17 protein-coding genes are annotated in these 23,672 nt (G+C 43.1%); 9 read left to right on the forward strand and 8 right to left on the reverse strand.

What is annotated here, in order from left to right:
- Positions 1-5: 5 nt before the first annotated feature.
- The 4 genes from WKT03_RS01425 to WKT03_RS01440 all read right to left on the reverse strand — a co-directional run bounded on the left by WKT03_RS01425 (position 6) and on the right by WKT03_RS01440 (position 3,668).
- The gene (locus WKT03_RS01425; protein WP_021944344.1) at positions 6-947 is read right to left on the reverse strand and encodes a 3'-5' exoribonuclease YhaM family protein; all 942 of its coding nucleotides are present in this window, start codon (positions 945-947) and stop codon (positions 6-8) included.
- Positions 948-963: 16 nt separating this feature from the next.
- Positions 964-1,593 (reverse strand): uracil phosphoribosyltransferase, encoded by a 630-nt coding sequence (gene upp / locus WKT03_RS01430; RefSeq protein WP_117784619.1) that lies wholly within the window; start codon positions 1,591-1,593, stop codon positions 964-966.
- A 206-nt stretch (positions 1,594-1,799) separates the two neighbouring features.
- Positions 1,800-2,405: a transglutaminase-like domain-containing protein gene (locus WKT03_RS01435; protein ID WP_008401776.1), complete on the reverse strand. Its 606-nt coding sequence runs from the start codon at positions 2,403-2,405 to the stop codon at positions 1,800-1,802.
- 63 nt (positions 2,406-2,468) lie between these two features.
- Positions 2,469-3,668, reverse strand: a complete 1,200-nt coding sequence (locus tag WKT03_RS01440; RefSeq protein WP_117807836.1) for a class I SAM-dependent rRNA methyltransferase — start codon at positions 3,666-3,668, stop codon at positions 2,469-2,471.
- Positions 3,669-3,889: 221 nt separating this feature from the next.
- Here WKT03_RS01440 and uvrB point away from each other — a divergent pair, with 221 nt between their 5' ends.
- From uvrB to WKT03_RS01455, 3 genes are all read left to right on the forward strand, one after another.
- Entirely contained in the window at positions 3,890-5,878 is a 1,989-nt protein-coding gene (gene uvrB, locus WKT03_RS01445; RefSeq protein ID WP_008401782.1) for an excinuclease ABC subunit UvrB, read from the forward strand.
- A 318-nt stretch (positions 5,879-6,196) separates the two neighbouring features.
- Entirely contained in the window at positions 6,197-9,034 is a 2,838-nt protein-coding gene (uvrA, locus tag WKT03_RS01450; RefSeq protein ID WP_340390806.1) for an excinuclease ABC subunit UvrA, read from the forward strand.
- Positions 9,035-9,152: 118 nt separating this feature from the next.
- Positions 9,153-9,581, forward strand: a complete 429-nt coding sequence (locus tag WKT03_RS01455; RefSeq protein ID WP_008401785.1) for a hypothetical protein — start codon at positions 9,153-9,155, stop codon at positions 9,579-9,581.
- 47 nt (positions 9,582-9,628) lie between these two features.
- Here WKT03_RS01455 and WKT03_RS01460 read toward each other — a convergent pair whose 3' ends face one another.
- Positions 9,629-10,936, reverse strand: a complete 1,308-nt coding sequence (locus WKT03_RS01460) for an MATE family efflux transporter (RefSeq protein ID WP_340390807.1) — start codon at positions 10,934-10,936, stop codon at positions 9,629-9,631.
- Between the two features lie 251 nt (positions 10,937-11,187).
- Between WKT03_RS01460 and WKT03_RS01465 the strand changes: the two genes are divergently transcribed.
- The gene (locus WKT03_RS01465) at positions 11,188-12,225 is read left to right on the forward strand and encodes a YeiH family protein (RefSeq protein ID WP_340390808.1); all 1,038 of its coding nucleotides are present in this window, start codon (positions 11,188-11,190) and stop codon (positions 12,223-12,225) included.
- A 105-nt stretch (positions 12,226-12,330) separates the two neighbouring features.
- On the opposite strand, the gene fba is transcribed toward WKT03_RS01465, so the two are convergent.
- Positions 12,331-13,200: a class II fructose-1,6-bisphosphate aldolase gene (fba, locus tag WKT03_RS01470; protein ID WP_021944348.1), complete on the reverse strand. Its 870-nt coding sequence runs from the start codon at positions 13,198-13,200 to the stop codon at positions 12,331-12,333.
- 306 nt (positions 13,201-13,506) lie between these two features.
- Between fba and WKT03_RS01475 the strand changes: the two genes are divergently transcribed.
- The 5 genes from WKT03_RS01475 (at position 13,507) to WKT03_RS01495 (ending at position 21,405) form a co-directional block, all read left to right on the forward strand.
- Entirely contained in the window at positions 13,507-16,140 is a 2,634-nt protein-coding gene (locus WKT03_RS01475) for an ABC transporter ATP-binding protein/permease (RefSeq protein ID WP_118482873.1), read from the forward strand.
- Between the two features lie 19 nt (positions 16,141-16,159).
- Complete coding sequence (locus tag WKT03_RS01480) at positions 16,160-16,864, forward strand: ABC transporter ATP-binding protein (RefSeq protein WP_008401792.1); 705 nt, start codon at positions 16,160-16,162, stop codon at positions 16,862-16,864.
- A gap of 9 nt (positions 16,865-16,873) precedes the next feature.
- Positions 16,874-19,429, forward strand: coding sequence for an FtsX-like permease family protein (locus WKT03_RS01485; protein ID WP_181986507.1), 2,556 nt, complete (start codon positions 16,874-16,876; stop codon positions 19,427-19,429).
- Positions 19,430-19,565: 136 nt separating this feature from the next.
- A complete protein-coding gene (locus tag WKT03_RS01490; protein WP_117807821.1) occupies positions 19,566-20,720 on the forward strand; it encodes an FprA family A-type flavoprotein in 1,155 nt (384 codons plus the stop codon).
- A 76-nt stretch (positions 20,721-20,796) separates the two neighbouring features.
- A complete protein-coding gene (locus WKT03_RS01495; RefSeq protein ID WP_340390809.1) occupies positions 20,797-21,405 on the forward strand; it encodes a phosphoribosylanthranilate isomerase in 609 nt (202 codons plus the stop codon).
- 105 nt (positions 21,406-21,510) lie between these two features.
- Here the strand turns inward: WKT03_RS01495 and WKT03_RS01500 are convergent, their stop codons facing one another.
- Both WKT03_RS01500 and WKT03_RS01505 read right to left on the reverse strand, forming a co-directional pair.
- The gene (locus tag WKT03_RS01500; protein ID WP_340390810.1) at positions 21,511-22,239 is read right to left on the reverse strand and encodes a LytR/AlgR family response regulator transcription factor; all 729 of its coding nucleotides are present in this window, start codon (positions 22,237-22,239) and stop codon (positions 21,511-21,513) included.
- Positions 22,240-22,256: 17 nt separating this feature from the next.
- Entirely contained in the window at positions 22,257-23,579 is a 1,323-nt protein-coding gene (locus tag WKT03_RS01505) for a sensor histidine kinase (RefSeq protein ID WP_340390811.1), read from the reverse strand.
- Positions 23,580-23,672 lie beyond the last annotated feature (93 nt).

Consider the following 23,672-nt stretch of genomic DNA (forward strand, 5'->3'; position numbering starts at 1 on the left):
ATCCTTTATTTTGTAGATCTGCGGATATTACTTTCTATCATTTTATTGTAACCAAGCCAGCCGGTCTCGTCCTTGCTGTCTAATGCTTCCATGAATGTCTGGATCTTGGCATCTGTATTATCGGCAAATGATAATGCAAGTGCTTCGATCAGGGCAGGCTTTTTTGGAGAGCCGTATTCCAGTTCGCCGTGGTGGGCGAGGATACAGTGCTCCAGTTCGTTTGCTTCCTTTGCAGGAAATTCCGGAACAGAATCACGGATCTTGTCGCGGATCATCATAGTACCCATTACGATGTGACCAAGTAACTGACCGGAATCTGTGTAATCGTTTTCCGGGAATGTTGAAAGCTCATAGACCTTGCCGATGTCATGAAGCATGGCAGCAGTCAGGAGCAGGTCACGATTTAAGATCGGGTAGTATGTAGTGTAGTAGTCACACATGCTGGTAACTGCCAGAGTGTGCTCTAACAGACCACCGACAAATCCATGATGAATGGATTTGGCAGCCGAATGCTTTTTGAATTCTTTTGCAAGAGCTTTGTCCTCTACAAAGAAGCTTTCCAGAAGCTTTTTGTAGTAAGGCTTTTCGATCGTTGCGATAATGCCAAGCAGCTTGTCAAACATTTCATCGACATTTTTCTTCGTGCATGGCATATAGTCGTTGATATCGTATTCCCCTTCTTCAGCGATACGGATCTTCTTAATTGTCAACTGGAGAGTGTTGTTAAATGAGGTAACCTGACCGTCAACCTTAACATAGTTCATGGATTCAAAATGTCCAATTCCGCTGTTTAGTTCCCAGATCTTACCATCCATTGTTCCGCTGGCATCTACCAGCTGCAGAGAATAGTAGGATTTACCTGATTTTGTCTTTCCTGTGATCTTGTTTTTGCAGAGGTAAACCTCTGAAACCATTTCGCCTTCGCGAAGCTCGTGTATATATCTCATAATGTAAGCCTTCCTGTTATTTAGTTCCGAAAATTCTGTCGCCGGCATCACCGAGACCCGGGCAGATGTAAGCATTTTCATTTAAGCATCTGTCAAGCTGACCAACATAGATCTGGATGTCCGGGTGATCCTTCTGAAGTCTTTCCAGACCTTCGGGAGCAGCGATGATACACATGAATTTGATATTCTTGCCGCCGTGCTGTTTGATAAATGAAACAGCTTCGGAACCGGAACCGCCGGTTGCTAACATTGGATCAACAACAAGGATTGTTCTCTGCTCGATAGGATCCGGCAGTTTACAATAATATTCATGCGGCTCGTGTGTCTTCGGGTCTCTGTAGAGCCCGATGTGTCCAACCTTTGCTGATGGAACCAGAGCAAGGATGCCGCTTACCATGCCAAGCCCGGCACGGAGGATCGGTACAACTGCCATCTTCTTACCTGAGATCATAGGAGATTTGCAGGTTTCAATCGGAGTCTTGATCTCTACATCTTCTGTAGGCAGATCACGAAGTGCTTCGTAGCCCATAAGCATAGCGATTTCTTCTACAAGTGTACGGAATTCATTTGTTCCGGTGTTCTCGTTTCTTAACATTGATATTTTGTGTTTGATCAAAGGATGATTCATAATTGTGACATTACTCATATCGGTAACCCCTTTTCGTAAAATTTTTAACTGTGTATAATTCTACCATAAGACAACAGGAAATTAAACCCTGCGATACCGGAAAAATCAACGGAAATCATTTCAGACAGACATAAAAAATCATCGACCGCGCCAACAGAACAGTTTTTAGAATGATCAGGAAAAACTGTCGGTCGGCAGGACCGATGATTTTGTAAAATATAATATTAATCGTTGTAGTCCGGCAGATCGTTATAGTACATTTTGATCGCATTTGTGCTCTTTTCCAGAACTGCCATTGTCGATGGAAGAGGAACCGCGATCAGATCGTCGAATTCAAATTCACCAAGCTCCGGTCGGATCTCATATCCAAGATTTCGTTCGTTGATCGAGAAATCAGCTTGAAACTGGTAATTGTTTCCTCTGGCGTCCAAGCGGATCCATTTCTTGACATCCGGTTCAAATACTGCATTCAGTGCATGAAGTGCCAGCTTGTTATCATATGTGAATCGTTTGATCCTCTGGTAGCAGAATCCGGTGTAAATACCATTTGCACGCATCAGTGCGGCTAACAGATTTGCCTTTGAATAGCTGATACCGGTTTTCTTTTCCAGAACATCTGATGCAGAGATCGTGATCGTGGAATCTTTGGCGTCCCAGGTGTGATCAATTTCATCTCTGACAAAATAATATATGGTTTCTATTTTTTCGTAAACAGATCTGCAGTTTTTGGTAAGATCCATAGCCTTCTCCATAACCATGGGATTGTCGAAATCGACATATTTATCATACTGTAGATATGCTGCATCCCTATTTCTCTGTATTAGCTTCATGTTTACCTCCCAAAAGTATTACAAGTAAGATAAATGACAGAGGACCAATCTCTGAAACTCCAGCTATTTGTCGCTGGTTACTTGAAATATGTAGAACTTCAGATAATATGATTCATCTGCAGCCCACAGAATCGGATGATCAGGAGCCTGAGTACGGAATTCAACCTGTCTCAGTCGTTTGTGAGAGTTGGAAGCAGCCTGCCCGATGGTTTTTGTAAAGAGTTCATAGTCCATGAAATGGGAGCATGAACAGGTGGCAAGAAAGCCGCCATCTTTAACGAGCTTCATGGCTCTCAGATTTATTTCCCGATAACCTTTTACAGCGTTTTTAATTGAGTTGCGTGATTTTGTAAATGCAGGTGGATCCAGAATTACAACGTCGAATTTCTCGCCCTGTTCTTCCAGTTCAGGGAGCAGATCAAAGACATCTTTACAGATAAATGTAACCGAATCCTCCAGATGGTTCAGCTTTGCATTTTCCTGTGCCTGTCTGACCGCAAGTGCGGAAGCATCTACACCCAGTACGCTTGCGGCACCGGCAATTCCGGCGTTCAGCGCAAAAGAGCCTGTGTGTGTGAAACAGTCAAGAACTTTTGCATCCTTACAAAGACGCTGGATCGCAAGTCGGTTGTATTTCTGGTCAAGAAAGAAGCCGGTCTTCTGACCGTCTTTTACGTCAACAATATAGTGTACGCCATTTTCAATAATTTCCACGTTCGTGTCGAATTCATCCCCAATGAATCCCTTGAATGGCTGCATCCCTTCATTTATTCTAACTTTAGCATCGCTACGCTCATAAACACCTTTGATTATTATACCATCCGATTTAAGGACATTTTTTAAAATATTTATTAACAAATTTTTAACTCTGTCAATTCCAAGTGCAAGTGACTCAACGACCAGCACATCTTCAAATTTGTCAATCACAATACCGGGCAGGAAGTCTGCCTCACCAAATACGATACGGCAGCTGCTTGTATCCACGGTTTTCTTACGATAATCCCATGCTGCCTGCAGACGCATGCGGAAGAAATCTTCATTGATCTCGGTATCGACGTGTCGTGTCAGCATACGGACAGTGATCTTGGAATTCGTATTGATAAATCCCTTTCCCATCGGATATCCGTCAAAGTCTTTTACAATGATGATATCCCCGTTTTCAAAACTCCCCATGATGGTATCTATTTCATTGTCATAAATCCAGGCGCCGCCGGCTTTGATGGTTCTGCCCTCGCCCTTCTTTAATGTTACGATTGCGCTCATGTTACACCTCGTTCATTTTTTTGATAAGACATAGTATATCATGGATGGCATGGTTTTTAAATCCGCTTTGCGGATGACACAGTGGGAAGCGGAAGGTTCTTATAGAATAAAGAACAAATATTCGATTTGCTCTGTACTTTTTTTAAATGGAATGATATATTAGACAGAGAACAATAATAAGAATATTGATTGTATTTAGATAGATATATCAGGAGAACATAATGGATCATTTCAAATTAGTATCAGAATATCAGCCGACCGGTGATCAGCCGCAGGCGATCAAAGAGCTGGTGGATGGATTTAAAGAGGGAAACCAGTTTGAAACCTTGTTAGGTGTAACCGGTTCCGGTAAGACATTTACCATGGCAAATGTAATAGCACAACTGAATAAACCGACGCTGGTGCTTGCGCACAACAAAACGCTGGCGGCACAGTTATATTCGGAAATGAAGGAATTTTTTCCGGAAAATGCGGTAGAATATTTTGTTTCTTATTATGATTATTACCAGCCGGAAGCATATGTGGCATCGACTGATACTTATATAGCGAAGGATTCTGCGATCAACGATGATATTGACAAGATGCGTCACAGTGCAACAGCGGCCTTGATCGACAGAAAAGATGTTGTGGTCGTATCCTCGGTATCCTGTATTTACGGTATCGGTGATCCGGATGAATACCGGGAGCAGATGCTGTCGCTCCGTGTCGGCATGATCAAGGATCGGGATATGGTGATCGATGAACTGACGGATATTCAGTATGTCAGAAATGATATGGATTTCCACCGTGGAACATTTCGTGTACACGGGGATGTGCTGGAGATTCTTCCGGTATCGACATTTGAAGATGCTGTGCGGGTTGAATTTTTTGGTGATGAGATCGACCGTATCTGTGAATTTGATCCGTTGACCGGGGAGATCAGGCGCAGCCTGAATTTTACCTGTATCTTTCCTGCTTCTCATTATGTTGTCGGACATGAGAAACTGGAACGTGCACTTACAAAGATCGAAGCAGAATTGGCTGAACGGGTACAGTATTTTAAGGAAAATGATAAGCTGATCGAAGCGCAGCGGATTGAAGAACGGACAAATTTTGATATAGAGATGATGCGGGAGACAGGCTTCTGTTCCGGTATCGAGAATTATTCAGGGCCATTATCCGGCAGAGAATCCGGGGAGACTCCGAGCACATTGCTGGATTTCTTCGGTGATGATTTCCTGTTGATCATAGATGAGTCGCATATGACGATTCCGCAGGTCGGAGGAATGTATGCAGGCGATCGTTCCAGAAAACAGAATCTGGTGGATTATGGATTCCGTCTGCCATCCGCATTGGACAACCGTCCGTTAAACTTTGAAGAATTTGAATCGAAGTTAGATCAGGTGTTATTTGTATCGGCGACACCATCCAAATATGAAGCAGAACATGAGCTGCTCCGGGCCGAGCAGATCATCCGACCGACCGGATTGCTGGATCCACCGGTGGATGTCCGTCCGGTAGAAGGACAGATCGACGACCTGATGTCAGAGATATTGAAAGAGACAGAACAGGGACACAAGGTTCTGGTTACAACACTTACAAAACGTATGGCAGAGGATCTGACAGATTTCCTGCGTGAGAATGGCATTAAGGTCAAATATCTTCATTCCGATATTGATACAATGGAGCGTGTAGAGATCGTGCGTGATCTCAGAATGGGTGTATTTGACGTATTAGTTGGTATCAACCTCCTTCGTGAGGGACTTGACATTCCGGAGATCACACTGGTGGCTATCCTGGATGCAGATAAAGAGGGCTTCCTGCGTTCGGAGACATCGTTGATCCAGACGATCGGACGTGCTGCGAGAAACTCAGAAGGTCACGTTATCATGTATGCAGATATGATGACAGACTCCATGAAACGTGCGATCTCGGAGACAAATCGTCGTCGAAAGATTCAGGATGCTTATAATAAGGAACATGGGATCATACCGAAGACGATCCAGAAGAGTATCCGTGATCTTATTACAAATGAAGTCACAGAAGATAAACCGGTTGTGGATGCTGAGAAAGATATTGAATCCATGACGAAGAAAGAGCTGAAAGCAATGATCGATAAGCTGACAAAGAAGATGAACATGGCAGCCGCGGACCTGAACTTTGAAATGGCAGCGATCGTCCGTGATGAGCTGAAGAAGTATAAAGAAGCACTTCGGGACTATGATAAGTAGAAAATACAATACAGATCATGCTGTCGTACTAATTGAAAGTGTATAAACATGTATGATCATAATATTATTTGTTTGAATATTAGTTGTTAAACTAATATGAAAGATATCATTACTATTATGAAGTAAGCCTTATCCGAGGCCGGTACTTAAGTTGCGTTTTTTGCAACTTTATGTACCGCTGCACGAGGATACGAGCGGAAGCGTCTTACGGAATAATATGTAATGTATCTTTCATATTGTATAAAAGTAATAATAAATATAATGATCATACATGTTTATAAGATTCAAATAAAATGAGCAGAAAGAAGGTCAACCGAAATGGGTGATATTAAGTATATTACGATTAAAGGTGCAAAAGAACATAACCTGAAGAATATAGATGTGAGGATTCCGAGAGATAAATTTGTCGTTGTGACAGGTCTGTCCGGTTCGGGCAAATCCTCACTGGCATTTGATACGATCTATGCCGAAGGCCAGCGACGCTATATGGAGTCCTTATCTTCCTATGCAAGACAATTCCTTGGACAGGCAGAGAAGCCGGATGTCGAGAAGATCGAGGGCCTGTCGCCTGCGATATCGATCGATCAGAAATCGACGAATAAGAATCCGAGATCCACAGTCGGAACAGTAACAGAGATCTATGATTATTTCCGTCTGTTATATGCAAGAGCAGGAATCCCACACTGTCCGAAATGTGGAAAAGTGATCAGCAAACAGAGCGTGGATCAGATGGTAGACGATATCATGCAATTGCCGGAACGGACAAAATTCATGGTACTCGCACCGGTTATAAGAGGCAGAAAAGGGGAACATGTGAAGCTGTTGGAGAAGGCGGCAAAGAGCGGTTTTGTCCGTGCGATCATTGATGGCAGTATGTATGAGTTATCCGAGGAGATCAAGCTGGATAAGAATAAGAAGCATAATATTGATATCGTTGTGGATCGTCTGGTCGTTCGTCCTGATATGGAACGAAGACTGACAGATTCTGTAGAGACAACTCTGCGGATGGCAGAAGGTCTGATGAAGATTGAGGTTATAAATGCAGATGGAGAAAATGAGATCTTGAATTTCTCTGACAGCTTTTCCTGCCCGGATTGTGGAATCAGCATTGATGAGATCGAGCCCAGAAGTTTTTCATTCAATAATCCATTTGGCGCATGTCCATGTTGTGCCGGTCTGGGATTTAAGATGGAATTTGATCCGGATCTGATGATACCGGATACCAAGCTGTCGATCAATGAAGGGGCAATTGTTGTGCTGGGCTGGCAGTCCTGTAATGATGGAAAGAGTTTCACAAATGCAGTGCTTCGTGCATTAGCAGAGGAATATCATTTCTCACTGGACACACCATTTCAGGATTACAGTGATGAGATCAAAGATCTGTTATTATATGGCAAGAACAGCCGTCCGGTAAAGGTTCACTATAAAGGACAGCGTGGAGAAGGCGTCTATGATATTACATTTGAAGGACTGATCAAGAATGTCCAGCGAAGATACCGGGAGACCGGAGGTGAGACGACCAAGGCCGAGTATGAGACTTTTATGACGATCACGCCATGTGAAGAATGTAAAGGAAAACGTCTGAAACCGACAGCACTGGCTGTTACGATCGCCGATAAGAATATTGATGATCTGACCAGAATGTCGATCGAGGATCTTACAAACTTTATGGATAATATTAAGTTGACAGACCGGCAGATGCTGATCGGCGGGGCAGTTTTAAAGGAGATCCGGGCGAGACTGCATTTTCTGATCGATGTAGGCCTTGATTATCTGGCACTTTATCGTTCTACAGGCACATTGTCCGGTGGCGAGGCACAGCGAATCCGTTTGGCGACACAGATCGGTTCTGGGCTTGTGGGCGTTGCTTATATTCTGGATGAACCAAGTATCGGTCTGCATCAGAGAGATAATGATAAGCTGATCGGAGCATTGGAGCATTTGCGTGATCTTGGAAATACTCTGATCGTAGTAGAGCATGATGAAGATACGATGCGTGCTGCGGATTATATTATAGATATCGGTCCGGGAGCCGGTGAAAATGGTGGTTATGTCGTTGCGGAAGGTACGGCAGAGGAGATCATGAAAAATGAGAACTCGATCACCGGTGATTATTTAAGCGGAAGAAAAAAGATTCCGGTACCGGAGGTACGAAGAAAGCCAACGGGCTGGCTGACCGTTCAGAATGCTTATGAGAACAACCTGAAGCATATCGATGTGAATATACCACTGGGTATTATGGTATGCGTGACTGGTGTATCCGGTTCGGGAAAGAGCTCACTTGTAAATGAGATCTTATATAAGAAGCTGGCGAGAAGACTGAACAAGAGCCGTATCAAACCGGGACATCATGATCACATCGTGGGTTACGATGCACTTGATAAGGTGATCAATATCGATCAGTCTCCAATCGGAAGAAGCCCGAGATCGAACCCGGCAACCTATACAGGTGTATTTGACATGATCCGTGACCTGTTTGCAAATACAAAGGATGCCAAGGCAAGAGGATATAAGAAGGGAAGATTTTCATTCAATGTATCGGGTGGACGATGCGAAGCCTGCCGTGGTGATGGTATCATCAAGATCGAGATGCATTTCCTGCCGGATGTCTATGTTCCTTGTGAGGTATGCGGTGGCAAGCGGTACAATCGTGAGACACTGGAAGTAAAATATAAAGGTAAGAGCATTTATGATGTTCTGGATATGACTGTGGATGAAGCCTGCGAGTTCTTTGCAAATGTTCCAAGCATTCTGCGAAAGATCGAAACGTTAAAGGATGTTGGTCTGGGCTATATCCGTCTGGGACAGCCATCTACCACTTTATCCGGAGGAGAGGCACAGAGAGTAAAGCTTGCGACGGAGCTTGCCAGACGTGGAACCGGAAAGACGATCTACATTCTGGATGAACCGACGACCGGACTTCATTTCGCCGATGTTCATCGTCTGGTGGATATTCTTCGCAGACTTAGTGACAGTGGAAATACCGTAGTTGTTATCGAGCATAATCTGGATGTTATAAAGACTGCCGATTATATCATCGACATGGGACCGGAAGGCGGTGTTCGCGGTGGAACAGTGATCGCACAGGGAACACCGGAGGAGATCGCAGAATGTGAGAATTCATATACCGGACAATATCTGAAGCGGTATTTATAAAGTGTGAAGATAGAGAATACAATTAAGCTCTTATATAGATATCAGTTTTATAGAATGTGTAGAATTGATATAGAGGAATTAGAGATATAGAAATTTGGAAACATAAGGAATTAGCAACATGAGGAATGATAAGATCATTGGCGCATTGATCGGCCTTGTAGGTGCGGCCGGTAATTCCGGCTGGACAGAGAAAACAGATCAGACGATCGCAAGTGCGTTATTACAGGAAGACAATGATGAGACAATAGAGGAAATACACCGGGAGAAATACCGACTTTCTCCCGGGTGTTCCACCTGTACGGCTCCATGCGGGAATACATCTGATTATGATATGAGCTGTTTCTGGAATGGCAGCCTGGAAGAACAGAAGCGTAAGCATGACATAATCAATGAATTACAGCAGGTGGCAGAACAGTATAACAGCGGAAATCTTAAGAGATTACCTGAGGTCTGTTTCCGTGCACTTGCATGCTTTTCCTATGGCATGGACGAAGCTGCATACGAGTCTTTAATGAGCGACTTCCATAATATAGCCGAAACTGTTTAAGAGCAGAACTGCAGATAGAGTTACAGTTATATCTTAGCGTTTATGTTCTATATAGATTTGCTTTTCAGGCAGCCAAGGCTGACAAATAACACTACGACTTCAACGATCGGCATAACAAACCACAGGCTGGATGCACCCAGACACAATGGAAATACAAGGATACAGATACTGCTTAAGATGATATTTCGGAGCAGTGAGATGCACAGGGATTGTGCAGATTGCAGTATCGCCTGAAAATAGTAAGAAGTCAGCAGGTTAATGCCAAATGGCAGGAATGCAAAAAAGTAGGTTCGTACACCCAGATTTGCAATATCAGTCAGTGTTGGATTCATTTTAATAAAAATACGACAGACCGCAGTCGGGAATAAGATTCCACTAAGCGAGAAGATGGCACCCATTATAAGGATAGTGGTATATGCCATCTTTTTTATTCCTTTGATTCGGACCCCATTTCCTGCACCATAATTAGTAGAGATAACAGGCTGGATCGACTGACCGACTCCGGTAAACAGGGAGTTGAACAGGATTACACAGTTTGAGATCACGCTGTAGATCGAGAGTGCATTTTCACCGCAATATTTCAGGATCTGGATATTAAACAGCAGTACGATGAATCCATTTGCAAATTCATTGAAAAAACTTGGGATACCACCGACAATAATATGACGGATACTGGGAATCGTGTGAATCGGTCGGATGAAATGAAGACCGTTTTTGCGTGAGAAAAAGTGTGAGCCACCGACAATTACCTGGATAGTCATACCGAGAACGGAAGCGAATGCGGCACCGCCCATTCCCATATGCATAGGAAATACAAAAATGATATCCAGTGCGATATTTACGACGCCGCCAAGCAGAACTCCCGCCATTGCACGGTTTGGATCATTGTCGGCACGGATAAAGATTGCTACATAATTTGAAAATACAGCAACCGGAAGAAAAATGTTGATATAACGCATGTAGGACATGGCGTATGGGAATAAGGTGTCATTTGCTCCCATCAGATGAAGCAGCTTAGGCATGCAGGTGGCATAGATCAGCCATAAAAGGGCAGTAACAGCCGTAATCAGGAAAAAAGAAATCGTAAAATAACGATTGGATTTCTGATGATTACCACTTCCCCTGTGAACACTCATCTGTACAGAGCCGCCGACACCAAACAGGATTCCGGTTGACATCAGGATGCAGAGAAGTGGTGTTGTAATACTTAGGGCAGCAAGAGCATCTGCGCCGACACCTTTTCCAATGACGATCGCATCTGTCAGTGTATAAATAGACATAACCATGGCACTTCCAAGTGATGGTATCAGGAATTTGAAGTATAATTTTTTCAGATTGTCTTTTAATAAATCCATTATAAGTCCTCCTATGCTGTGCTGTTCACAAAAAAAAGAGCCAGATAAGATAATCTTATCTGGCTCATAACATTCATGTCCATCCGGGAATCCTGAATAACATTCAGAACACCTTGCAAGGTATATCATATATACCGTCCGATTCGTGCCTATTATACCAAGTTGATAGAAAATGTCAATCAATTTTATGGCATTTTTAGTATGCGGGTGTTATAATAGCATCCGCAAAAAACACAGTGAGGTAGGAATAAATGAATTTTATTAAGAAAAACTGGATAGGAATTCTGGTGTGTTTTATCATAGCAGTTCCTTCATGGTTAATTGGAAAACGGTTTCCGGTTGTCGGCGGACCGATCATTGCGATATTAGCCGGTATGTTGATCGCACTTGTATGGACGGATAAGGGAAAGGCAGAAGCCGGTATCAAATGGACATCAAAGATTGTTTTGCAGACAGCCGTTGTATTATTAGGATTTGGCATGAATCTCGGAGTAATCCTGCAGACAGGAAAACAGTCGCTTCCGATCATTATCTGTACGATCGGTATATCCTTATTGATCGCATGGATCCTTCGAAAGGTGATGAAGGTTCCGGCAAATACTTCGATTCTTGTCGGTGTTGGATCTTCTATCTGTGGTGGTTCCGCAATCGCAGCAACAGCACCGGTTATAGATGCAGATGACGATGAAGTCGCACAGGCTATTTCTGTTATCTTTTTCTTTAACGTGCTTGCGGCTATCTTCTTCCCAATCATTGGAAAAGTAATAGGATTTGACACGGCATCCGGTGATGCATTTGGAATATTTGCGGGAACAGCCATCAATGATACATCTTCTGTAACAGCGGCGGCATCAACATGGGACAGCATGTGGAATCTTGGAAGTGAGACTCTCAATAAGGCAGTAACGGTAAAACTGACCAGAACACTGGCAATTATACCGATCACATTAGTGCTTGCGGCAGTTCGTGCAAGACAGGCGGCAAAGATAGAGCAGAAGACAAATGGCTTTAGCTTAAAGAAAGCATTTCCAATGTTTATTCTGTATTTTGTGATCGCATCTATAATCACAACAATCTGTATCAGTCTGGGCGTAAATGCGGATGTATTTGCACCGTTGAAAGAGTTGTCCAAGTTCTTCATTATCATGGCTATGGCGGCAATCGGGTTGAACAGCAATGTTATTAAGCTGATCAAAACCGGTGGCAAGCCGATTTTGTTAGGTGCATGCTGTTGGATCGGCATTACCTTGGTTAGCCTGCTTATGCAGCATGTTATGGGAATCTGGTAAAAGCAATATGCCCCGTATGGTTTATACAACAGAACACAAGTGGTCTGTGAAATAAATCCATATGGGGCATATTGTTGTTATACGATATTCGTATTACGAAAGAAATTAGTCGTTAGCTTTGCCAACTGATCCGAAAAGTTCCATCTTTTCTTTAACAGTAGCTTTGATAGCTTCGAAACCAGGAGCAAGAAGCTTTCTAGGATCAAATCCCTTACCTTCAAGATCCTTACCAGCCTCGATGTACTTTCTTGTAGCATCTGCGAATGATAACTGGCACTCTGTGTTAACATTGATTTTTGAAACGCCAAGTGAGATAGCTTTCTTGATCATGTCAGCAGGGATACCTGTACCACCGTGAAGAACTAATGGCATAGTACCTGTCTTCTGCTGGATAGCATCAAGTGTTTCGAATGAAAGACCCTTCCAGTTTGCTGGGTACTTACCATGGATGTTACCGATACCGGCAGCAAGCATATCTACGCCAAGATCAGCGATGATCTTACACTCTTCTGGATCTGCGCACTCGCCCATACCAATAACACCGTCTTCTTCACCACCGATTGAACCAACTTCACACTCGATAGAAAGACCAAGCTGATGAGCAACATTAACAAGCTCTGTTGACTTAGCAAGGTTCTCTTCGAATGGATAGTGTGAACCATCGAACATGATAGATGTGAATCCGGCCTTAACACACTTGTAGCATCCTTCATATGTTCCGTGATCAAGGTGAAGAGCTACAGGAACTGTAATTCCTAAAGAATCGTGCATAGCCTTAACCATAGCTGCAACTGTTTCAAATCCAGTCATATACTTTCCAGCGCCTTCTGAAACACCAAGGATTACAGGAGACTGAAGTTCCTGAGCTGTAAGAAGAACAGCCTTTGTCCATTCAAGGTTATTGATGTTAAACTGGCCAACGGCATATTTTCCAGCCTTAGCCTTTTCCAACATTTCTTTTGCTGAAACTAACATTATAAATTCCTCCATTAAAAAAATTATTTTGGGCTTTCATCTGCCCGAATTGTCCACATTTATAATGTAAAAATCCGGTTAGATAACCCTACTCTGTCGCCATTATACATTATTTATTTCCAAAATAAAAGCCATTTACAAAAACTTGATAAAAATAAAAAAATACTGCGCCATAATAACCCTGATATCGCGGCGTAGTATTTTATCATTATGTAAAACATTTATAAAAGAATCCGCCATTTCCTTGAAATGCTAAAACCGGGATGGTAAAATTATTTATAATATAATTCATGGAGGAAACAATATATGCTTCAGTTAAAGAAGATTGTGAAGGACTATCAGACTGGAGATGAAGTGGTAAAGGCGTTAAAAGGCATTTCCATTAATTTCAGAAAGAATGAATTCGTATCGGTACTTGGTCAGTCCGGTTGTGGTAAGACAACGCTTCTTAATATTATAGGCGGACTTGATCAGTATACGAGTGGTGATCTGGTTATCAATGGCAGATCAACAAAAGAATTTAAGGCAAGAGACTGGGATTCATACCGGAATAATTCGATCGGTTTTGTATTCCAGAGTTACAATCTGATTCCGCATCAGACGGTTCTTGCAAATGTCGAGCTAGCGCTGACCTTATCCGGTGTATCCAAATCCGAGCGCAGAAAACGTGCAAAAGAGGTGTTGGAAAAGGTTGGTCTGGGCGATCAGATCTATAAGAAGCCGAATCAGATGTCCGGTGGACAGATGCAGCGGGTAGCGATCGCCAGAGCATTGATCAATGATCCCGATATCCTGCTTGCAGATGAGCCGACCGGAGCCCTGGACTCCGAAACCAGTGTCCAGATTATGGAGCTGTTAAAGGAGATCGCAAAAGAAAAGCTGGTCATCATGGTAACACACAATCCGGAGCTTGCAGACAAATATTCTACAAGAATCGTGAAGCTGTTAGATGGTAAGATCATAGATGATTCCGCACCATTTTCAGATGAAGACGAAGCGAAAGAATCAGAAGAAGCATATGCACCGAGAAAGACATCTATGTCTGTATTTACGGCATTTTCCCTCAGCTTTAATAACCTGCTGACGAAGAAAGGACGAACCCTTTTAACGGCATTTGCCGGAAGTATCGGTATCATCGGTATCGCGCTGATCCTGTCATTATCCAGTGGATTCCAGGGCTATATCAATGATGTGCAGGAGGAAACCCTGTCATCCTATCCGATCGAGATCCAGAAAAAGGCAATGGATTATTCTGACCTGATCTCGGAAATGGCGGGTAATACAAAGGAAGAAGATCTGAGTGATCATGACCCGGATCGTGTATACTCCGGTGATGTCATGGGCGATATGATGGTGTCCATGCTCTCAGAGGTAAAGGAAAACGATCTGGAAACATTTAAGAAATATATTGAAGATGATACAAATGGATTCAAGGATATCGTGAGTGATATCAAGTATACCTATGATACTCCGATGTATGTATTTAACGAAAATGCAGCAGGCGGTACACAGCAGGTAAATCCAAGTATCATGATGCGAGAGATGGGATTTGGCGATATGGAAGAATCCCAGAAATCCCTTTCAGGCTTCATGTCGGCATTCAGTTACGGAAATAATTCCATGGATATGTGGAAGCAGTTAATGAGTAATCGGGAGCTGTTGGAACAGCAGTACGATGTGCTTGCAGGACACTGGCCTCAGAATAAAAATGAAGTTGTACTGGTCGTTGATAAGAATAACGAGATCAGTGATTTTACCTTATATACATTAGGTGTCAGAAATGCTTCTGATCTTGGAGAGATGGTTCCGAAGATCATGGCAGGTAAAGATTACGATGCACCGGAGGAAATGAGCTTCTCCTATGATGATCTTTTAAATCTCAAATTCAAGCTCATTCTGCCGAGTGACATTTACCAAAAAAATGCAGACGGAACATGGGCAGACAAGAGTTCCGATGAAGATTATATGGCAGATGTGATCAGCAAAGGTCTGGATATTCAGGTCTGTGGTATCATCCGTCAGAGCGAATCCTCTTATGCAGCATCGATCGATGCGGGAATGATCGGTTATACCGCTGAACTTGCAGAGTATGTTGTATCCGAAAATGAAAAATCGGAGATCGTAAAACGACAGCTTGACAATCCGGATACCGATGTATTTACAGGACTTCCGTTTTCAAACGGAGAAGATATCGACATGAGTCAGGTGGACATGCAGCAGATCGTTGCATCTATGAACCTGTCAGAGGAACAGCAGGCATATATTTCACAGATGTCTGATGAGCAGTTATTTGAAATGTTAAAGGAACAGGGCTATTTTGCACAGTCTACCGCAACCTATGATGATAATATCGAGAAGCTTGGATTTGCGGATCTGGCAAAGCCGTCCGTTATCAGCCTGTATTGTTCAGAATTCGCGGACAAGGATAAGCTGACAGATCTGATCGACAAATATAATGATTCACATTCAGACAGCGAGATCACTTATACCGATTATATCGGGCTGATGCTATCTTCCGTTACGAAGATCATCGATGCGATCACTTATGTATTGATCGCATTTGTAGCTATCTCGTTGATCGTATCATCGATCATGATCGGAATCATCACCTATATCTCTGTACTGGAGAGAACGAAGGAGATCGGTATTCTTCGAAGTATCGGAGCGTCGAAAAAGGATATTTCCCGTGTGTTTAACGCAGAGACATTTATTATCGGACTGGTATCCGGTGCGATCGGTATTCTGGTTACGGTGCTGTTAAATATCCCGATCAGCAAGGTGATAGAGAAATTTGTAAATGTGCCAAATGTATCTTCACTTCCGGTAAAGGGTGCGGTGATCCTTGTGGTCATTAGTGTTGTGCTTACTCTGATCGGCGGTCTTATCCCATCTAAGATGGCAGCGAAGAAAGACCCTGTAATAGCACTTAGAAGTGAATAACAGAAAGGAGCGAGGCGGCATGAGTGCATATGTTGAGTTTAAGGATGTTAAGAAAATATATAAGACCGGTGAGGTTGAAATCCATGCTCTGCGGGATGTGAACTTTGAGATTGAAAAAGGAGAATTCTGTGTCATCGTTGGAGCGTCAGGAGCGGGAAAGACAACGATTCTGAATATCCTGGGCGGAATGGACACGCTGTCCGGCGGCAGTGTATATCTGGACGGAAAAGAAATCTCCGGGCTGAACAAGCGGCAGCTTACGGCATACAGGAGATATGATGTAGGATTTGTATTTCAGTTCTATAATCTGGTGCAGAATCTGACGGCACTGGAAAATGTAGAGCTTGCGGCACAGATCTGTAAGGACCCGTTAGATGCGGCAACGGTATTAAAGCAGGTAGGGCTTGAGGATCGTATGGCAAATTTCCCTGCACAGTTATCCGGTGGAGAGCAGCAGCGGGTAGCGATCGCCAGAGCACTTGCAAAGAATCCGAAGCTGCTTTTATGTGATGAACCGACCGGTGCGCTGGACTATAATACAGGAAAATCCGTACTCAAATTGCTTCAGGATACCTGTAGGAATACCGGAACTACGGTTATCGTTATCACACATAATCAGGCACTTACAGCAATGGCAGATCGTGTGATCACAGTTAAGAGCGGAACAGTAGAGAAGGTTGTTCTGAATGATAACATTAAAAATGTAGAAGATCTGGAATGGTAGGTATGTCTTATGAAATCAATGATGCGTCGTACGACATTTCGAGAAATTAAAAACAGTTTTGGACGGTTTGCAGCGATTCTCGCAATCATAGCGTTAGGTGTTGGTTTCTTTTCAGGCCTGAAGATGACCAAGCCGGCTATGGTGAAGACGATTACGGATTTCCTCAGTGATTCGGAATTCTATGATCTGCATCTGGTGTCTACTCTTGGCTATACAGATGAGGATGTGGAAGCATTTGCGGGTGAGGATGATGTCCGGTATGCAGAGGGCAGCTATTCATTTGATGTGCTTTATGATGGTATGGGTGATAATGAACGTGCACTCAAAACCCTGTCATTGCCGGAGCATGTGAATGACATCCGCTTGGTGGATGGCAGACTGCCGGAAGAGGATGATGAATGCGTAGTGGATGACAAGCTGACAGATGTGAGAATCGGTGATGTCATTACCGTGGCAGATACGAATGGTGATGCCACTGAGACAAAGCTCCGCTATAGGGAATTTACGGTTACCGGAACCGTACAGTCCTCCCTTTATATTAATTTTGAACGTGGAACGACTACTCTCGGGACCGGTAAATTAAGTGGATTTGTATATATGAAGCCGGAAGCATTCGACTGTGAATGCTACACTGACGTCTATGTCAGGTTTGATCAGGACTATGCGTTATACAATGATGCGTACGATACCTATATGGACGAGAAAAAGGATGAATGGGATGCTATCTGTCATGAGCGTGTTACGAAACGATATCAGGCGCTTTTGATGCAGACCGGGCTTACCGAAGATATGGTTGCCGGCGTAACCATAGATGACGCACCGGATGTCAGTTATTATATTCTTGGCAGGGAGACGAATGTCGGTTATGTCTGTTTTGAGAGTGATTCCGATATCGTGGATGGTGTAGCAAAGGTATTTCCGGTGTTCTTTGTATTGGTTGCTGTGCTTGTCTGTATGACGACGATGAATCGTATGGTCGAGGAACAGCGAACAATGATCGGAATGCTAAAGGCACTTGGATACAGTGAGCATACGATCATGAGCAAATATATGATCTATTCAGGGCTGGCAGCAGTTATCGGATGTATAGGAGGCTTTTTTGCTGGAACGTATGCATTCCCACGGGTAATCTGGAAAGCATATCATATGATGTATCTGAATATTAGCTTAAAATATATTGTAGACTGGAAGCTGGCAGGAATTGCTATGCTGGTATCTCTGGCATGTTCGGTAGGAACGACATGGTTTACCTGCCGGTATGAGCTGTCGGAGACTGCGGCAGGTCTGATGCGGCCGAAGGCACCGAAGGCGGGCAAACGTGTATTTCTTGAGAAAATATCATTTGTATGGAAACGGTTAAAATTCCTGCATAAGGTATCGGTTCGAAATATCTTCCGGTATAAGAAGCGTTTCTTTATGATGGTAATAGGAATCAGCGGATGCACAGCCCTGCTTCTGACCGGATTTGGTATCAATGATTCGATCGCCGGCTTTGCAGATCGTCAGTATGATGAGATCCAGATCTCAGACGGAACGATGACCCTTGCAGAGAGTGTTGATGATGTGAAGAAAACGAATGCAGCTTCTGAGGAAAATCAGAAGGATCAGCAGGAAGCAACGCAGACGGGTTCGGAATCAGCGGCAGCCGGTGATCTGTATGATAAATTAGACAAATATATGCAGGACTATGATTTTGTTGGTGAGACAAGCTGGGATTTGATAGAGTCCGATGGCATTAAGAGCATTAATCTGGTTATTATGAAGGAACCGGAGCATTCGGACAAATACATGGATTTTCACAACAGTAAGAATGAGAAGGTCGCTTATCCGGGCAAGGATGAGGCGATTATCAACAGTGCTCTGGCAACCCGGTATGATCTGTCCGTTGGAGATACCATTACGATCCGGAACAGTGATATGAAAGAGATCAAGGCAAAGATTTCCGGCATCTTTGAAAATTATGTATATAATTATGTATATCTGTCGCCGGAAACATACATGGATCAGATGGGAGAAGCTCCGGTATATCATTCCGTCTATTTCAATCTGAAGCCTGATATGGATGCACATGAAGTGGCTGCCGATCTTATGAAAGGAAATGTAGTTTCTGCAGTAGTCGTGAATGGAGATATGCGCGAACGTATCAGCAATATGATGAAGAGTCTGGACTATATCGTTCTGGTCGTTATCCTGTCGGCGGCAGCACTGGCATTTATCGTGCTGTATAACCTGACAAATATCAATATTACAGAACGAATCCGGGAGATTGCAACCGTAAAGGTGCTTGGATTTTTCAGAAATGAAACCTCATCTTATGTGTTCCGTGAAAACTGGGTGCTGACGGCAATCGGAATAGCGGTCGGTCTGGTGCTCGGAGTATTTCTGCATAGCTTTGTTATGGATCAGATTCGTGTGGATATGGTTTCATTTGACACTTACATTTCACCGCTTAGTTATGTGTACAGCATTATCCTGACGTTTGCTTTTAATGGCTGTGTCAACCTGTTCATGTCGGTGAGACTGGAGCGGATCAATATGGCGGAGTCCTTGAAGTCTGTGGATTAAAGCGGATAAGATAAAAATGCAAAGAACATATTGTATCGGGTTCTGTGTTGATACCATATGTTATAAGAAAACTGCAGGTGTATAGAGTGATTGCAGGCAGAAAATATATAAATGAAATGACAGGAGGAAGAAAAGAATGACAGTTACAAATGATATTAAGTACATCGGTGTGAATGACCATGAGATCGATCTGTTTGAGGGACAGTATATTGTGCCAAATGGCATGGCATATAATTCTTATGTGATCATGGATGAGGAGATTGCCGTTATGGATACGGTGGATCAGAATTTTACAGATGAATGGTTTGCAAAGCTGGAAACGGAGCTTGCAGGCCGGACACCGGATTACATCGTAGTTCAGCATATGGAGCCGGATCATTCGGCGAATCTTGCAAATTTCATGGAGAAATATCCGACAGCAACAGTTGTTGCAACAGCGGCAGCATTTAACATGATGAAGAACTTCTTTGGAAAAGATTATGCTGATAGAAGAATGATGGTGAAAGAGGGAGATACCTTATCACTTGGAAAGCATGAGCTGACATTTGTCATGGCTCCGATGGTACACTGGCCGGAGGTTATGGTGACCTATGACAGCACAGATAAGGTATTATTCTCCGCGGACGGCTTCGGCAAATTCGGAGCCTTGGATGTAGAGGAGGACTGGGCATGTGAGGCTCGCCGTTACTACATCGGAATCGTAGGAAAGTTCGGTGCACAGGTTCAGGCATTGTTGAAGAAGGCAGCAGGACTGGATATCCAGATCATCTGTCCGCTTCATGGACCGGTTCTGACAGAGAATCTCGGATACTACATCGGTTTATATGATACATGGTCATCGTATGGAGTGGAAACGGATGGCGTAGTGATCGCTTACACATCTGTTTATGGACATACAAAAGAAGCAGCAGAGCTTCTTGCAAAGAAGCTGACCGAGAAGGGATGCCCAAAGGTAGCAGTCAATGATCTTGCCCGTTGTGATATGGCAGAGGCAGTAGAGGATGCGTTCCGTTATGGCAAACTGGTGCTTGCAACAACGACCTATAACGGTGACATTTTCCCATTTATGAGAGAGTTCATCAATCACCTGACAGAGCGTAATTTCCAGAACCGCACGATCGGTCTGATCGAGAATGGCGCATGGGCTCCAATGGCTGCAAAGGTTATGAAGGGTATGTTTGAAAACAGCAAGAATCTGACATTTACTGATACAACAGTTCAGATCAAGGCGGCATTAAATGACGCAAGCCTTGCACAGATCGATGCACTGGCAGATGAACTGTGTAAATAATCGATTCTTATATAGAAGTATTGTTCTACCACTATGATAAAGAGGTCGTACATATAAATGACAGAATGGAGAAACTATGAGTCTGGTAAAAATCTGTGGAATCACAGAAGAACAGGAAGTTGAATATGTAAATGAAGCCGGCGTGGATTTTATGGGAATGGTGATGTTCTTTCCGAAAAGCAAGCGGAATATCACAGTAGAAAAAGCATCTTCCCTTATAAAAAAACTGAACCCTGCGGTCACATCCGTAGCGGTAACGGTAGAACCGACGCTCGATCAGATCCGGGAGATCAAAGCTGCCGGAATCCAGATGATCCAGATTCATGGGGATATCAGCCAGGAACTGCTGCAGGAGATCCATATTCCTGTTATCAAAGCATTTAATGTACATGATCTGTCTTCCTATGAGAAATATCATCAGGCTGATATAGTAAAAGGATATATCTTTGATGCACAGACACCGGGCAGTGGGAAGATCTTTGACTGGTCTGTACTTTCCGATATTCCACATGATGAGAAGTTTGCCCTTCTTGCCGGAGGTTTAAATCCTGACAATGTGGCAGAGGCATTTGCCGCAACTCATGTGGATGGTGCAGACACCAGCTCCGGTGTGGAGAACGACACCGGAATCGGCAAAGACCGGGAGAAGATCCTGAGATTTGTGGAGAATGTGAAGAATCAGTAGAAGATGTATTATTTCAGGCACTCTGTGGGCAGTGATACGTTTTTGAGCAGACATTGGTTATTTTCATTGACTGCTTGAAAGGTATCATGCTTATAGGGTGCTGTTTTATTGTGCGATTCGCAGCAATGCTTTTCGTATGTCATCCAGATAATTTCTTCCGACCGTCTGGGTCTGTTTATTTGCAAGATAGATCGTGGAGCCGGATAAGGAAGTGACATGATTTATATTGACAATGCAGGATTTGTGACACCGTATAAATGGTTCGGGCAGATGCTGTTCCATGTTTTTCAGCGAGGTTCGTTCTGTGTATAGGCCGGAAGGTGTTGTGATACAGCAGTCATGCCCCAGCCTGCTTATGGAAATGATATCATTGAACGGAATCCGTGTGATGTTATTGTCCTTATGCAGGCAATAGTAGTCTGAAGAATGCAGTGAAATATACTGATCCAGGCAACGCTCGATCGCTTCAGGTGAAACAGGTTTTAATAAATAGTTGATCGCCTGTGCCTGATATCCGTCAAAGACATATTCACGGAAGGCTGTAAGAAAAATAATATTTCCTTGATATCCGTTTTTCCTTAATTGTGTACAGATATCGATTCCATTTTTGATGTGATCATCGGCAGGTATATTCGTGTCGGCATTTTTCAGTTCAATATCGGAAAACAGCAAATTACAATCTTTCATAAATGCTGATCCTAAAATAGAAGTTTCATCGTGAAACCATTTGACAGAAACAGCATATTCCTTTTTCTCAGCCCAGTTATGTATAACTTCCGCTAATTGTTTATAATGTTTTGGAATGTCTTCCAGTACAGCGATATTTATATTCATCCGATTGGTTCATCCTTTCATTTAAGTGGTAATAATATCTGGATCATAAAGGTATCCGTCGTTGGTTGAATGTTAAAAATACCGTTATGATCGTTTACAATACTTTGGATTCTCGACAGCCCCAATCCATGTTCGGGTGTATCCTCTATGGTTTTCGTTGATAGGAAATGATTCTTCTTATCTATTCTGTAATTTCCATTTGTCCGGTTGCTTATGACGATGGAAAGCATATTCTGAAATGGTTTCATCGAAAAATCAATCGAGCGTTGTTCTGTTTCCGGAAGCTGTTCACATGCTTCGATGGCATTGTCAAATAAATTACCAAGTAAGGAACATAATTCAATATCCGATAGCGGAATGCTGTCCGGCAGAAATACCGAGTATTCAACCTGAATCTGTGCAGATTTACATTGGATCAGTTTATTTGTGAGGATGCTGTCTACCGTGGAGTTGCCACTCGCAAGAATGTAGTGGTTGTTATTTACGGTTGCGGTCAGGTCCCGGATAAATGCCTCTGCTTCCGGATATGCATGATTTACCATCAGGGCGTGAAGGGTGTCCAGATGATTGCTGATGTCATGCTTCAGATAGCGAAGCTCTGATATGGAGCTGATGATCTGGTCGTATTGCTTACGCTCCATTTCTGATAGGAGCTGTTGTCTGGACAACTGGATATTTTTCTCACGTTCTATGCCGAGATGGTACAGGTATATTGTCAGGGAGACAAATAAGATCAAGATCAGGAAACAGATGGCAGACAGAAGATCTGCATAGGTTTCCGGGCTTCCGGTATGGATATTTACCTGACCGGCAACGATAAGATTTTCAATCACGATGCATAAGACTGACAACAGAACGAAGATTATTTTTTCTGTTCGTGAGAGCTTGAAGGCTCTGGATGAGAAACAGAGCAGAATGGATGTCAATACCGTAAGGGTCAGAAGATACAGGATCGTAACCGAGCTTTGTACTGCATGATCCGTCAGCATCCCATCGGCATCTGTGTGCAGCCATTCTACAGGGAATATGGTCGCTATGAATTTGGAAGCAAGTTCTACTATGCAGAATATAACGACCCAGAACAGATTGCTGATCTGGAACGTAAAGAATATACAGGTATACAGGTAATGTAAGACCAATAGTATAGTCAGGGATTTGATGATAACGGGAGCCTGCATAACATCCAGTAATAAGGCACATTCTGCCAATACGAGAACCGACAGGATCTGTAACAGATAAGAATATTTCAAGTTTCGTCGGTTTAATTTTCCATTTGCAAGTATCAGAAAAAGAAATGATACCCAGATATTTATAATAAATTCTACAATATAGTCACTCAAAAATATCCCCTCGCATTCCCATATCGTTTGTGTTCATTTTCGATAAATCTACACTTCTACAATATTTATTGTAACATACCAGCCTTTGCTGTG

Source organism: Coprococcus sp. HCN-4056, from assembly GCF_037892645.1.
Lineage (GTDB): Bacteria > Bacillota > Clostridia > Lachnospirales > Lachnospiraceae > Coprococcus > Coprococcus ammoniilyticus.